The organism is Mesorhizobium sp. M0019, assembly GCF_040323975.1.
Lineage (GTDB): Bacteria > Pseudomonadota > Alphaproteobacteria > Rhizobiales > Rhizobiaceae > Mesorhizobium.
In genome coordinates, this window is sequence record NZ_JAMYVK010000006.1 from 141599 (window position 1) to 155528 (window position 13930).

Below are 13930 nucleotides of genomic sequence, written 5' to 3' on the forward strand. Positions count from 1 at the left end.
GCCGGAATTTTTTTCCGCAAGCCTTCAGCCGCCGGCTTCGGCAACCTCCCGGAAGAACTCCTCCGGGCTGTCGATCTCGGTCAATCGCCGTTTCTCGATCAGCCAGAAGCGGTTGCCAACCGCGCGGATGAAGGAGCGGTCGTGCGAGGCAAGCAGGCAACTCGCCTGATGTTCCAGCAATTCCGCTTCCAGTGCTTCCTGACCATCGATATCGAGATGATTGGTCGGCTCGTCGAGTAAATAGAAATTGGGATTGGCGAGCCTCAGCGCCAGCATCATCAGCCGCGCCTTCTGTCCGCCCGACAGCACGCCGATCCTGCGCTCCTGCATGTCGATGCTGACGCCGGCGCCCGCCAGCAGCGAGCGGGCGCGCTGCTCGCCGACATCGAATCTGCGCGAGAGCATCGCCAGCGGCGTGTCGTCGCCGCCGATGCCCGACAATGCCTGGTCGCTATAGCCGAGCACCGTCGACGGCGTCACCTTCAGGCTTTGCGCCGCCGTTTCCGGCTCGACGATGGCGTTCCGGATCAGGCCGATCAGCCGTGACTTGCCGACGCCGTTACGGCCGAGCAGGACGATGCGGTCGCCTTGGCAGATGTGGCGCTTGCCGGTGCTGAACAGAACCGTGCCGTCAGGTGTTCCGACCACCAAATCGTCGAGCGTGATCAGCACCTTGGCATGGCTGCCGCGATTGGCGAGCTTGATCGCGCCCGCCGATCTTTCGCGGTGTGCCGGCGCTGCCGCTTCTTCCAGACGCTCTGCCCGCTGGTTGAGCTGCTTGGTCTTGACCGTCAAAAGGTCGCTGCCGGAATTGATGCCGATATTGTTGAGCTTGGCGGCCTGCCGGCGCAGCTGCTGCGCCACTTTCATGTCGCGCTGGAATTTGCGCTCGGTCGAGGCATCGACTTCGCTCAATGCGTCCCTGGCTCGTGAATAGGGCAGCGAGAATACCGGCGACTGTTCGGGGCGCAGGAACAGCGTCCGGTTGGTCGTAGCATCGAGAAAAGCGCGGTCGTGGCTGGCAATCACCAGCGGCACCTCACGTGGCAGCGCGTTCAGCCAGGTCTCGAGCTGGCTGATCTTGCCGAGATCGAGGTGATTGGTCGGCTCGTCGAGAAGCAGGACGTCGGGGTCGGTGACCCAGACGCGGGCGATCAGCGCCAGCCTTTGCCAGCCGCCGCTCAAGGCCCGCATCGGCCGCGCTCGCATCGGCTGCGGCACGTCGAGCGAGTCGAGAACCACGTCAACGCGCCATTGCTCGCTTTCGGCCTGCTCGGCCGGCAAGGCGTCGGCCACCACCTCATGAAAGCTACGCCCGGCCAAGGCTGCGGGGACGACTTGCTCGACATAGCCGACGCGCAGGCCGCGCGTGCGGGTGATGTCGCCTGATGTCGGCTCCATCTCGCCGGTCAGGCACTTCAGCAAAGTGGATTTGCCCCGACCATTGGCGGCGACGATGCCGAGCCGGTCGCCGGTGCCGATGGTGAGGTCGAGGTTGGAGAAGAGCGGCGCACTCATGGTGACGCCGAGAGACTTGAGGCTGATCAGGGCCATGTCGATTTCTCTGGTCTGTCCGGAGCGAATTCCGGTTCAATGCACTTTGACGGTGCGCAGGCTGGCCATCAGGCTCAGCGTTGCAGCACCACGAAGGGCGGACCAAAAAAAATCGAAGCGGGAAGAAAAACCCGGACCGTCTCTGGTCAGCCCTGCAAGCAAGCTCGCAGGGCAGGGACAGGGCCGCGCTGACGGTGGTGAGAAAATAACACGCAGCCCTCCTTTCAAGACGTTCGAGTTGTAGAAACTGGCTACACCAAGGGTAGGGCCGATGGCAAGTGGCTAGGCTCCCCCTTCTCCACTTGTGGGAGAAGGTGGCCGCGAAGCGGTCGGATGAGGGGTGCTCCAGCTTGGCACCGACGGCGATCCGTCCAGCACCCCTCAACCGTCTCGGCGCTGCGCGCCGATCCACCTTCTCCCACAAGGGGAGAAGGGAAGCTCGCTACCGTCCCGGCCGACCCGTCTTGCCGGGCCGGCGCTTTTCACGGCGGGCGTCGGCGGGGTCTTCGTAGGAGCCGATGCCGGCGCGCTGGCGGTCAATGGGTTTGGCGGAATCGTTGCGTTCCTTCGCGCCCCCCTCTGCCCTGCCGGGCATCTCCCCCACTTGGGGGGAGATCGGCTGCTGCTTCGCCGGAACTTTTCCTTCGACCGGCTTCTCGGTGCGCCGCACGGTCATCTCGTCGAGCGAGTTCTTCTTGAACAGCGGCTTGGTCGGTTCGCCCGGGATGCCGAAATCGGAGCCGTGCGCCTCTTCGGCCGACTGCTTCTTGAACAGCGAACGCGACACTGCGCCGGCCGGGGTCGGCATATCCGTGCCCGGCCCCATGGCGTCGAGCGAGGGCTTCGAAAACAGCGGCTTCTTCACCGGCACGGCGCCATCGGCACCCATTTCGTCGAGCGCCGGCTTGCGGAAGAGATTGGGCCGGGCCGCCTCTTCGGCGGCACGTGCCTCGTCGAGCTTGCGGAAACGCTCCTGTTCCTCTGATGTGCGATGTTTGGCCACGCCTTTGTTGTGCTTGCCCTTCTCGCGGCCCGAGACCGGGCTTTCCATGTCGGCATACTTGGCCAACGGGTCGTCGGAGATGGACAGCTCCATCTCGCGCAGCCGTTTGATCTCGTCGCGAATGCGCGCGGCCTTCTCGAAATCGAGGTTGGCGGCGGCGTCGCGCATCTGCTTGTCCAGGGCGTCGAGATGCGCCTTCAGATTGTTGCCCATCATCGCGCCGGCGCTGTCGGTGAACTGCGAGATATCGGCGCGGACATGATCTTTTTCGTAGACCGAGTCCAGGATGTCCGAAATGCGCGACTTGACCGATTCCGGGGTGATGCCGTTGGCCGCGTTCCACTCCATCTGCTTTTCGCGGCGGCGGTTGGTTTCGGCCATCGCCCGCTCCATCGAGCCGGTGATCTGGTCGGCGTAGAGGATGACCTTGCCGTCGACGTTTCTGGCGGCGCGGCCGATGGTCTGGATCAGCGATGTCTCGGAGCGCAAGAAGCCTTCCTTGTCGGCATCGAGAATGGCGACGAAGCCGCATTCGGGAATGTCGAGGCCTTCGCGCAGCAGGTTGATGCCGACCAGCACGTCGAAGGCGCCGAGGCGCAGGTCGCGCAGGATCTCGATACGCTCCAGCGTGTCGATGTCGGAGTGCATGTAGCGCACGCGAATGCCCTGCTCGTGCAGATACTCGGTCAGGTCCTCGGCCATGCGTTTGGTCAGCACGGTGACCAGCGTGCGGTAGCCGGCCCTGGTGGTCTCGCGGATTTCGCCCACGACATCGTCGACCTGCGTCTTGGCCGGGCGCACCTCGACCGGCGGATCGATCAGGCCGGTCGGGCGGATGACCTGTTCGGCGAAGACACCGCCGGACTGCTCCATCTCCCAACCGCCGGGCGTTGCCGAAACCGCAACGGAAAGCGGGCGCATGGCGTCCCACTCCTCGAAGCGCAGCGGCCGGTTGTCCATGCAGGACGGCAGGCGGAACCCATACTCGGCCAGCGTCGCCTTGCGGCGAAAGTCGCCGCGATACATGCCGCCGATCTGCGGTATGGTGACGTGACTTTCGTCGACAAAGACCAACGCATTGTCGGGGATGTATTCGAACAAGGTCGGCGGCGGATCGCCCGGCTGGCGGCCGGTCAGATAGCGCGAGTAATTCTCGATGCCGGCGCAGGAGCCCGTCGCTTCCAGCATCTCCAGGTCGAAGCGGGTGCGCTGCTCAAGCCGCTGCGCCTCGAGCAACCGACCCGCCCGTTCCAGTTCGACCAGCCGGTGCTTGAGTTCTTCCTTGATCGACTTGATGGCCTGATTGAGGGTCGGACGCGGCGTCACATAGTGCGAATTGGCGTAGATCTTGACGCTCTTCAACTCGCCGGTCTTCTGGCCGGTCAGCGGGTCGAATTCGGTGATCGCCTCGATCTCGTCGCCGAACAGCGAGATGCGCCAGGCGCGGTCCTCGAGGTGAGCCGGGAAGATCTCGATCGTGTCGCCTCGCACCCGGAACGAGCCGCGGACGAAATTGATGTCTTGGCGCTTGTATTGCTGGGCGACGAGGTCGGCGAGCAGCGCGCGCTGGTCGAGCCGGTCGCCGATCTGCATCTGGAAGGTCATCGCCGTATAGGTCTCGACCGAGCCGATACCGTAGATGCAGGACACCGAGGCGACGATGATGACGTCGTCGCGCTCGAGCAGCGAGCGCGTCGCCGAATGGCGCATGCGGTCGATCTGCTCGTTGATCGAGGATTCCTTCTCGATGTAGGTGTCGGTCCGGGGCACATAGGCCTCAGGCTGGTAATAGTCGTAGTAGCTGACGAAATACTCGACGGCGTTTTCCGGGAAGAATTTCTTGAACTCGGAATAGAGCTGCGCGGCAAGCGTCTTGTTGGGCGCCAGGATCAGAGCGGGGCGCTGCGCCTCTTCGATCACCTTGGCCATGGTAAAGGTCTTGCCCGAGCCGGTGACGCCGAGCAGCACCTGGGTGCGGTCGTTGCTGTTGACGCCCTCGACGAGATCCTTGATCGCCGTCGGCTGGTCGCCGGCGGGCTCGAAATCCGAGACCATCTTGATGGCGATGCCGCCTTCGGATTTTTCCGGCCGGGCGGGACGGTGCGGCGTCCACAGCACGCCGTCCTTGTGCAGCGGATTGCCGGATTCGATCAGCGCCGACAGCGCCGCGACGGTGGCGGTGACGCCGCCCGAAGCCATTGTCTCGGCCTCTTCCAGGGAGACATCGAGGCCGGCGACAGGGTTGAGACCGGCCGCGGTGCGCTCCCGCGCCGAAGCCGCGCCGCCCATCGAGGTGCCGCGTGCCGTACGGCCGGGGGAAGAGGAGCGCTCAGGGATTTTCTTCGCCGGCTTCGGCGATTTGCCGCCGTCTTTGCCGGAAACGCGCCCTTCCTTCTCGGCTTCCTGCTCTATCTGTTCGGCCCAGTCGGCGATCGAGCCGGTCAGCGGGGCGCCGGTGAACTCGGTCTGCGGCGCCTCGGCAAAGCCGCCCTTGTACAGGGGCTCCGAAGCATCGAGGAAATCGGTCAGCGGACTGCGCCGCTTGGGCGGTGAAGCGCGCTCGTCATTCGCCGGCGGAGGCGTTTTCTTGTCGGACAGTCTGGCCATGGCCCGAATATGGGAGGTATCGGCCAAAATGGAAAGAGCGGAGTGGCGGGTGGCGCGAGGCGCAATTTGGCTCCTGACAGCAGGCTGTCAGGAGTAGCGTCGGTTCGCCGCATGGAACCATGCGCATTGAACCACGCGCTATGGCAGACCCGCCGCCGCTCATCTCTCACTGCGGAAGTGCGCCCTCGATCGCCAGATCCGCAAGCGCCGCAAGCTGGCTGGCAACGGCTGCCGCGCGGCGCGCCTTCGGGCCATGCAGAGGCCAGACGAGGCGGCGCTTGATGGTCAAAGCCGGCACATCCCGGGCGATCTCGATGAGATGGCCGGGCTGCAGATGGCGGTGCAGGACCAACTCGCTGGCCAGCAGCGCGCCCATGCCTGCGATCGCCGCCTGCGCCGCGACGATCGTCAGGCCGAAACGGGGGCCCTGGTCGATGTCTTTCCGGCGCCGTCCGGCGGCAGCGAACCAGTCCCGCCACGCCGGATAGACGTCGTCGCCCATCGTCGGATCGATGTGAAGCAGAGGCAGCCCGTCGAGCACACTGGCTGCGTCCGGCCTGGCATGGCCCTGGATCAGGCTCGGCGCACAGGCCGGTATCACCCGTTCCGTGAACAGGTCGACCGACCCGAGATCCAGCGCGGCGCCCTTGCGATAGCTGATGGCAAGATCGACGCCTTCTTCCAGCATCGCGTCGAGGGCGATCGACGTGACGATTCGGACATCGAAGCCGGCAAATGCCGGACGCATCCTGTTGAGACGCGGTGCGAGCCACAGCGAGGCGAAGGATGGGTCGGCGCAGATGGTGAATGTCTCGGCCTGCCTTTCGAAACGCAGCCGCCGCAAGCCCGAGGCCAGTGCGTCAAAGCCGCGGTCGATGTCGGGCAGGGCACTTTCGGCAGCACGGGTCAGGACAATGCCATTGCCGGCACGCCGCACCAGCTTGATGCCCAACCCGTCCTCGAGCTGCTTTATCTGGTGGCCGACAGCGCCGGGCGTCACGCCCAGCTCCTCCGCGGCGCGCGTCAGGCTGCCGGTTCTTGCGGCGGCCACAAGCGCCCGCAGGGCCGATAGCGGCAAATCCCTCAACGTCGCCATGGATTGAGATTACCTCAAAACATGACGAAGGGAACTCGTTTGATACATGGATTTTTTGCCAATAGCCTCATTGAGGAGAACTCAGGCCAAACGACGAGGCGATCATGCTGGACACTTCAATGCTTACGACCACAAGGCATTCGAATGAGCCACCAATCCGCGCCATACGCGACGAGGGCAATCGTATTGCGCTCGACCTCGATGGCGGCAAGGTCGCCCGGCTTTCCACGCGCTGGCTGCGGTTGGCCTGCGAATGCGAGATCTGCGGCGACACCGCCTCCGGCAAGCGATGGTTGACGCCGGCCGATGTTCCCGCCGGTGTCCGCGTCGTGTCGATTGACGTCTCGGCCCCGAACGAGGTCGCGGTCATATGGGATGACGGCCATGTCTCGCGCTACGATTCAGGCTTTCTTGCAAATCATACCGGAGGCGGCTGGCGGGCAGCGCGTTTTCAGCCGGAGCTGTGGAGCAGCGATCTCGGGGCTCGGCTCGGCCGCTTCGGCTTCGACGCTGTAGTCGAGGACGATGAGATGCTGTTCGGCTCGCTGCGCGCACTGCGCGACCATGGCATCGCCATGCTAACGGGCGTTCCTGCCGAGGCAGAGGCTACGATGCGCATTGCCGGACGCTATGGGCCAATCCGCGAGACCAGTTATGGCAAGGTGTTCGATCTGCTGTCGAAGCCCGACGCGCGCGTGGCTGGCGAAACCGCGCGGGCACAGATTCCGCATACCGATGAGCCGTTCCGTTATTCGCCGCCGGGCTTCATCTTCTTCCATGCGATCAAGACCGGCGCCGGCACAGGCGGCACGTCGTTGATGGTCGACGGGTTCCATATTGTCGAACTGATGCGAACCGGGACGCCGCGCCTGTTCGAGCTGCTGACGCGGTACGGCGTGACCTTCCATCGCGAGCATGCGGGCGAGGTGTTCTTCAGCGCCGAAGCGCATGTTATCAGCCTCGATGCCGCCGGCCAGGTCACCGGGATCCGCTACAACGACCGCTGTCTTGCGCCGCAGCCGGCATCGAGAGACGACATCGACGAGCTGATTGAGGCGCTAGCCGAGCTGACGCGGCTGATCTGCGACCCGCAGAACCAGTTCCAGCATCAGCTACAGCCTGGCGAGGTGCTGGTCTTCGACAATCAGCGCGTGATGCACGGGCGCAGCGCATTCGATCCGACGCTGGCGATACGGCATTTGCGAAGCTGCAACATCGATCGCGACGGCGTCCACAGTGCATTCCGCACGCTCGCGCGTCGCTTCGCTCCGAAAGAGGCGGAGACGGTTCTGTATCAGGGGGCGATCTTCTAGCGCTTCTGATCAATTAAACCAAAGCGCGAACGTCAGAAACCCGGCGCCGCCGAACTGGCGCTGGATCTGGTTGAACTCCTCGCTGGTGAGAATCTTCCCGCGCTCGAGATAGGGCGCGATGGCCGGGCCGGTGATCGACAGCACCAGGTCGAAGGTTTTTGGCTCATCAAAGAAGCGCTTCATGTTGATGCCTTTGTCGGCGATGCGGAAATGCGGCAGCAAGGTGCGTCCCTCCAGCAGATCCTCGGCCATGGCCAGGGCGGCGAGCCAGGCCTGTATCTGCTGCTCACCAACTTCGAGACCGGTCAGCGGGCTGGCGCCTTTCTGCTGCGGCCCAGGCAGCCATTCGCGGTCATTGTCGGTTTCGGCGCGGATGGCTTTCCAGTCCTCGCGCGACAGCCGGATCATTTCCATGAGATGGCGGCGTGCCGCTTGCCGGCGCTCCGGCTCGACCACTTGCCAGTTGATGAGATGGACCAGCGAGATGAAATCGGCGATGCGCCATTCGGACGACAACATGCCGCCGCTCATGCCGTCGTCCGGCGGAACGAGCGTGTCCTGCAGCGGCAGTTTGGCGCGCGGGAACAGCATATGGAACGAACCGTCGAAGGTGTTGCTGAAGTCATGCGCCAGCCAGAAGTCGGCCTGCGCCATCAAGAATTCGGCATAGCCCTGCAGCCAGTAGCCGTCGGCGCGGTCGAAGCGGAAGGTGAGGGCCGGTGCGGCCGCGTCTGGCGCACCGCCGCCGCGTGACAGAGACGCCATGACCGCGGCGGCGCTTTCGTCCGGCGCGATCTGGCCGTCCTCGTTGAGATCGATGCCGAGACGGGTCAGGTCGATGACCATGCCGATATCGCCGTCGGCGGGTACCGAAGCGAGCGTGGCTGCGGATTTCTCCAACCGGTCGCGGAAGGCGACGAGAATGGCACGGAATTGTTCGTAGGTCAGCGGCTCGGGATTGGCATTGTCCGGCACCGGCAGCCGCATCAGCGGCAGCATGAACGATTGCGGGCTGTCGAAACCGTGGCGGTGCAGGCCGCCGGCGAGGATCTCCAGCGCGGTGAAGAATTCGCCGGCGCCGGCGGCATAGGCGGCAGCCGGATCGCCTGGCGCGGCGGCTTCCAGAGCGGCAAGAGCGCTGTCGCGTTCGGCTACGATTTTTGCCTCGAACAGGGCCGCCGCTTCGGGAGCCGCGGCGCTGGGTAAAGCCAGCGGCAGGAGAAGAATAATGGCGCACGCCACCAGCCTGGAAAAACGCTTCATCGTGATCGCCCCTTTTGTCGCTCCGCAGTGGATCATACACGCATTTGGTTCGCTGCGCCTGTGGCCCTGTGGTTCACCCACAACAGTCGACGCTTCAATCAATCCGGCGGACGGTCTACACAAGGCAAACGATTGGGCGTCGCGTGTCGAACTATCCGCTTTCCTACAAACTGTCGTGGCTGCCGCGCTTCCTCCGGCCTTCGCTCGACGGCGACGCGCGCGGCTTTGCTCCGGCGGCCGCAGCCCTGCTCGAACCACTGCCGGCGCGGATGGTGCGGCTGGCTTTCGTCGGCGATATCTCGGCGGTGGCCAATCGCCGCGTGCCGGACTGCGATCCGGCGATTGCGGCACTGCTTGCCTCGGCCGATCTGGTGGTCGGCAATTGCGAAAGCCCGGTGGTGGAGCGGCCGAGCGCTGTTTTGGGCACCAGGCTTGGCACGCACCACGCGATGAGCGAGCGGTTCCTTGCCGAGGCGCTGGCCGCCGCCGGCATTTCGCGTGAAAAACTGGTGCTGTCGCTGGCCAACAACCATGTGCTCGACCAGGGTATTGCCGGCTTCGACGAGACCGTCGCCGCGCTGGAGCAATTAGGCATCCGCACGATCGGCACTGCGGCTCCGGTCGAGCGGTTTGCGGTTGGTTCGCTGACCATAGGCCTTGCCGCCTTTACCTTGTGGCGCAATACCGACGAGGCTCAGTTCGCGGGCCGAGTCTCGATACAAGCCGATCCGAGGCAATGGCCGCACGCTGCCGCTTCGGGTGTCGACCTCCTCTGCGCGGTGCCGCATTGGGATTGGGAATTCCGGCATTTTCCACGTGCGAAGACGCGGGCAATGGCGCGACTTCTGGCCGAACATGGCGTCGGCCTGATCGCCGGACATCATGCTCATGTCGTGCAGCCGATCGAGCGGATCGGCAAGACGCTCGTTGCCTATGGGCTCGGCGATTTCATCGGCACCGCCTTCGCGCGGCAGCCATGGCCCGGCCGCATCGGCGCCATTCTCGTCGTCGACATCAGCGACGATCCCGGCACGCGCGGGGCCATCGCCGCCTACCGGCTGCATGCCTTCATGCGGCTGCGCGCCGGCGATCACGAGCGGCTGGTCCCGGTTGAAACGCTGGCGGGAAAATCCAGGCAAAGGGTTCTAGCCCGCCTCGATGCGGTCTTCGGTGCCGTGCGCTGACGCAGTCCACCAAACCGGCTATCATGCCCAGCGCGGGCAGGCTTGTGGCGGCGGGTGGGTGATGGAAACTGCGGATTTCATGCCGAGCGAAGCGGTGATCGCCGGCCTCAGGAAGAACATCGAGGCCTATGAGGCGCAACGAGCTTCGGCCCATCGCCGGACGCGCTGGCGGGTGCCACTTTTCATCGGGCTGGTGCTGGTGTTCGTGGCGCTTGTGGCCTGGCTCTTCAACGGCGTTGCCGACCCCAACGAGCAGTGGTTCTCGACCCCGCATGTGTTCCTCTATATCGGCGGATTCCTGGCCGCGATCCTGCTCTATTTCCAGGCGATCAAGCCGGCGAGCAAATTGCAGCAGTCGTTTCGCAGCACGCTGTTGCCGATCATCTTCGGCTTCATCGACGACATGCGGTACCGGCACAACGTCAAGCCGAATTCGTTCGACCGGTTGCCGCGCGAGACGGTTGGTCCGTTCAACCGGCAATCTTTCGATGATGTTTTTTCCGGCCGTTATGAGGGGTTTCCGTTCGAGGTTTACGAAGCAGATCTCCGGGAAGGGACGGGCAAGAGCACGACGGCAGTGTTCAAGGGCGTCATCGTCGCCTTCGAGACGATCGTGCCGTTCCCCGGCACATTGGTGGCCGCGCGCCGGACCAACAAGGTCGTCGGCTTCTTCCGCGGCATCTTCGGCAGCAAGATGCAGGAACTGTCCAGCGGCGTGCCGGAGCTCGATGCCGCCTACGAGTTCCGCACCGACAATATCGAGGCGGCGCGGCCGCTGGTGACCGGCCGGCTGGCGCAGGCGCTCGAATGGCTTGGCGAAACATGGCCGAAGGAACCGGCACGCGTCGCGCTCAACGGCAGCGACGGCTTTCTGCTGCTTCCGCAGACGAAGAACTTCTTCGAGCTGCCGGACATCTCTGTGCCGCTCGACTATGCCACGCATGTTGCGCCGATCATCGCCGACATGGCCACGATCCTGGCGACCGCGGCGCTGGTGCGCAAGATCGGCGTGAAGGATGTAGAAGCCGGTTGAACTAGAATTCAGCCGTCAGCAATCGAAGCCATAGTTCTGGCGATAATAGTCGGCGTCTTCCTTCGACATTTTCTTGAAGAGAACGCAGACCGTGAAACTTCCCACCCGGCGGCCGTTCTTCATGTAGCCCCAGTCGGAAATATCGTCCCGGCTGAATTCGATCTCCTGGCCTGCCAGGACGTTGTGCACGGTCTGCGGCTCGTTGTCCAAGGTTCCTGCAAATCCGGCCGCCGTCCGGTGGAAGGGAAAGACCCAGAAATGTTCAGTGGCGTCCCCGTCCCTGACCACGACTTTCAATTGGAAGTCGGCCGTTCCGGATGGCGGTGCGTCGGCCAATACCAGGAAGTCGTCGAGACTGGCACGCGCCTGCTCGATACCGGCCGCCATCTCCGGATCGTCGCCAGCTACGCTGACGACCTTGTCGTCGCCCCGACCAGGAGTTTGCGCGTCGGCTGATGCCGGAGCAAACGCAAGCAACAGGGCAAGCGCGATACGGGCTGCAAGCTTCATGATGCGACTGCTTTCGACATTTTCGCCAGACAAAACCGGATCATCGTTCGCCGAACGTCTGATTGGCAACTGGTTTTTGTCTCCATCAGGCACTATTCCTGGGACAGTGGGGTGGGGCTATGTTCGAAGAACGCAAGGGGTTTCGCCTGTCGCGGCGGCTGCTGCTGGGTGCGGCGGTGGTCGGCGGCGCGATGCTCTGGGGCGGCACGACCGTGGCGCGCCTGGCGCGCGGTCCGTCGGGGCAGAAGAATTCCGGACGCATCGCCGACATTGATGGAATTGACCTGGCGCAGAAGCCGCTGGAGGGCCCGCCAGCCTACGATCCGTCGCTGCCATGGCTGACCAAGGGCGGCGACATCAACGATGCCAGCGGCCTGTCGATGACGCCGGTCTACGGCGTCGTCGAAGTCAGCGAGGAAGACCACATCGCGAGCGCGCTGGCCTTTGCCCGCGCCAATAGCCTGAAGGTCTCGGTCGCGGCGGTGCGCCATTCGATGGGCGGTCACGCCTTCGACGATAACGCGCTGGTCCTCGACATGCGCAAATTCAACAAGGTCAGTGTCGACCCGGCGGCCAAGACGATGACCTTGCAGCCGGGCGCGCGCTGGCACGACATCCAGAACCTTTTGCACCCGCGCTTCGCGGTGAAGGCGATGCAGTCGACCGACATCTTTTCGGTCGGCGGCTCGCTGTCGGTCAACGCCCATGGCATGGACCACCAGGCCGGCTCGGTCGCCGGCTCGATCCGATCGATGCGGGTGATGCTGGCCGACGGCTCGGTGACGACCTGCTCACCGGCCGAAAATACCGAGTTGTTCCGCCACGTCGTCGGCGGCTACGGCCTGTTCGGCGTGGTGCTGGAGGCGACACTCGACATCGTCGACAACGCCGTCTACCGGACCTCACGCGAGATCATCAAATCGGACGATTTCCCGACGTTCTTCGCCGAGGTTCTGGAGCCAAACAGGGCGATCGGTCTGTTTTATGGGCATCTGTCGACTGCGCCGGGCAATTTCCTCGAGGATATGATCGTCTACCGCTATGACAAGGTGGCCGACCAGCCGCCGGCCGACCAGCCGGCAATCGGTGAACCGGGTTCGGTCGGGCTCAAGCGGGTGATCATCAACCTGGCGAAATGGGGCAGCCTGTTCCAGGAGCTGAAATGGTTCACCGAAAAGACGCTGGAGCCGCAATTCGAGAGCTGCACGGTGGCGCGGACGACGGCAATGGCGGAGGGCGAGGCCTGCCTCGTCACGCGCAACAATCCGATGCACGATTCAGTGCCCTATCTGTTCAACGATCTGCTCGATGAGACCGACATCCTGCACGAGTATTTCATCCCGCGGGCGGCCTATAACCCGTTCATCGCGGAAGCGCGCGAGATCCTGCGCAACCAGACCCTGCCGGTGCTCAACGCGTCGGTACGCATCGTCCACAAGGAGGATGTGGCGCTGAATTATGCGCCGGAGCCGGCCTATTCGCTGGTGCTCTACATCAATCAGCCGACAGACGCCGACGGCAATGCCAGGATGCGGGCGCTGACAAGGGCGCTGATCGACGTGACGATCAAGCATGGCGGGCGTTTTTTCCTGCCCTACCAGCTCCACTACACAGGCAAGGAACTACTTGCCTCCTATCCGGAACTCCCGTCCTTCCTGGCGAAGAAGCTGCAATACGATCCGGGCGAGCTGTTTTCGTCGATTTTTTATCGCGCCGTCAAGGCACTGATCGGCACGGCCTGAAGCGGCGGCTACAGACCGTCAGGCAGCTTCGCCGCCAGCCAGTTCGCCGAACGCCTGGCGATGCCGATCGTTGCCGATGCGGCGCGGCCGAGATCGGTCTTGACCACGGCGTAGCCGGCCTTCGTGCGGTAGAGCAGGGCGCTGCCGCCATCGACCGCCGCTTCATAGGCGACCGGCCGGACGGCTTCCGTTTCCGTCGCCGTGGCCTGCGTTCCGACCGCAGCACTGGGCCGATGGCTCAGTTCCGGTGGCAGCGGGTCTGTCGCTGCGGTGCTGGCCGTCGTCAATTCAGGCTCGGAAGCGGTCGCAGCGAGCTGCGATGACGAAGACGAGTTCTGTGTCCGGCAGATGCCGGAGACCAGCGGATAGTCGAAATTGCGCTCGTGCAGCATCTGGCTTTTCATCGCCGCTTCGCATTCGGCGATGGTCGACCATTTGGCGGGCGTCTCGCCGATATATTCGCAAAGCCTGGCGTCGCAATCGCAGCCGACGATGGTCATGGCGACAAGGGCGGTCTTGATCACGGTCTTGTCCCTCCGAGTTGCCTGGCACATGTGCGCAAGACAACGTGTCTACGGCATCATCAATCGTTGCGGAACAAGGCGGGATTTGGCCGCGATTGTGG

General features: G+C 64.0%; 10 protein-coding genes. 4 read left to right on the forward strand and 6 right to left on the reverse strand.

The annotated features are described in order from the left end of the window. Positions 1 to 24 precede the first annotated feature (24 nt). From NKK47_RS07025 to NKK47_RS07035, 3 genes are all read right to left on the reverse strand, one after another. The gene (locus tag NKK47_RS07025) at positions 25 to 1554 is read right to left on the reverse strand and encodes an ABC-F family ATP-binding cassette domain-containing protein (RefSeq protein WP_352567994.1); all 1530 of its coding nucleotides are present in this window, start codon (positions 1552 to 1554) and stop codon (positions 25 to 27) included. Positions 1555 to 1996: 442 nt separating this feature from the next. Further along, positions 1997 to 5164, reverse strand: a complete 3168-nt coding sequence (gene uvrB, locus NKK47_RS07030) for an excinuclease ABC subunit UvrB (RefSeq protein WP_352575784.1) — start codon at positions 5162 to 5164, stop codon at positions 1997 to 1999. Between the two features lie 166 nt (positions 5165 to 5330). After that, positions 5331 to 6260 (reverse strand): LysR substrate-binding domain-containing protein, encoded by a 930-nt coding sequence (locus NKK47_RS07035; RefSeq protein ID WP_352575786.1) that lies wholly within the window; start codon positions 6258 to 6260, stop codon positions 5331 to 5333. Between the two features lie 119 nt (positions 6261 to 6379). On the opposite strand from NKK47_RS07035, the gene NKK47_RS07040 reads away from it, so the two are divergent. Further along, the gene (locus NKK47_RS07040; protein ID WP_352575787.1) at positions 6380 to 7573 is read left to right on the forward strand and encodes a clavaminate synthase family protein; all 1194 of its coding nucleotides are present in this window, start codon (positions 6380 to 6382) and stop codon (positions 7571 to 7573) included. A 9-nt stretch (positions 7574 to 7582) separates the two neighbouring features. Here the strand turns inward: NKK47_RS07040 and NKK47_RS07045 are convergent, their stop codons facing one another. Then, on the reverse strand, positions 7583 to 8836 hold the full coding sequence (locus tag NKK47_RS07045; RefSeq protein ID WP_352575789.1) for a hypothetical protein: 1254 nt from the start codon (positions 8834 to 8836) through the stop codon (positions 7583 to 7585). 143 nt (positions 8837 to 8979) lie between these two features. On the opposite strand from NKK47_RS07045, the gene NKK47_RS07050 reads away from it, so the two are divergent. Beyond that, on the forward strand, positions 8980 to 10020 hold the full coding sequence (locus NKK47_RS07050; protein WP_352575791.1) for a CapA family protein: 1041 nt from the start codon (positions 8980 to 8982) through the stop codon (positions 10018 to 10020). Positions 10021 to 10081: 61 nt separating this feature from the next. Then, positions 10082 to 11053 carry a hypothetical protein gene (locus tag NKK47_RS07055; protein ID WP_352575793.1) on the forward strand — a complete coding sequence of 324 codons (972 nt, stop codon included), beginning with the start codon at positions 10082 to 10084 and terminating at the stop codon, positions 11051 to 11053. A gap of 15 nt (positions 11054 to 11068) precedes the next feature. Here the strand turns inward: NKK47_RS07055 and NKK47_RS07060 are convergent, their stop codons facing one another. Then, entirely contained in the window at positions 11069 to 11563 is a 495-nt protein-coding gene (locus NKK47_RS07060) for a YegJ family protein (RefSeq protein WP_352575795.1), read from the reverse strand. A gap of 119 nt (positions 11564 to 11682) precedes the next feature. On the opposite strand from NKK47_RS07060, the gene NKK47_RS07065 reads away from it, so the two are divergent. Then, positions 11683 to 13305 carry an FAD-binding oxidoreductase gene (locus NKK47_RS07065; RefSeq protein ID WP_352575797.1) on the forward strand — a complete coding sequence of 541 codons (1623 nt, stop codon included), beginning with the start codon at positions 11683 to 11685 and terminating at the stop codon, positions 13303 to 13305. A gap of 8 nt (positions 13306 to 13313) precedes the next feature. On the opposite strand, the gene NKK47_RS07070 is transcribed toward NKK47_RS07065, so the two are convergent. Beyond that, the gene (locus NKK47_RS07070) at positions 13314 to 13829 is read right to left on the reverse strand and encodes a hypothetical protein (RefSeq protein WP_352456941.1); all 516 of its coding nucleotides are present in this window, start codon (positions 13827 to 13829) and stop codon (positions 13314 to 13316) included. Between the last annotated feature and the right edge of the window lie 101 nt (positions 13830 to 13930).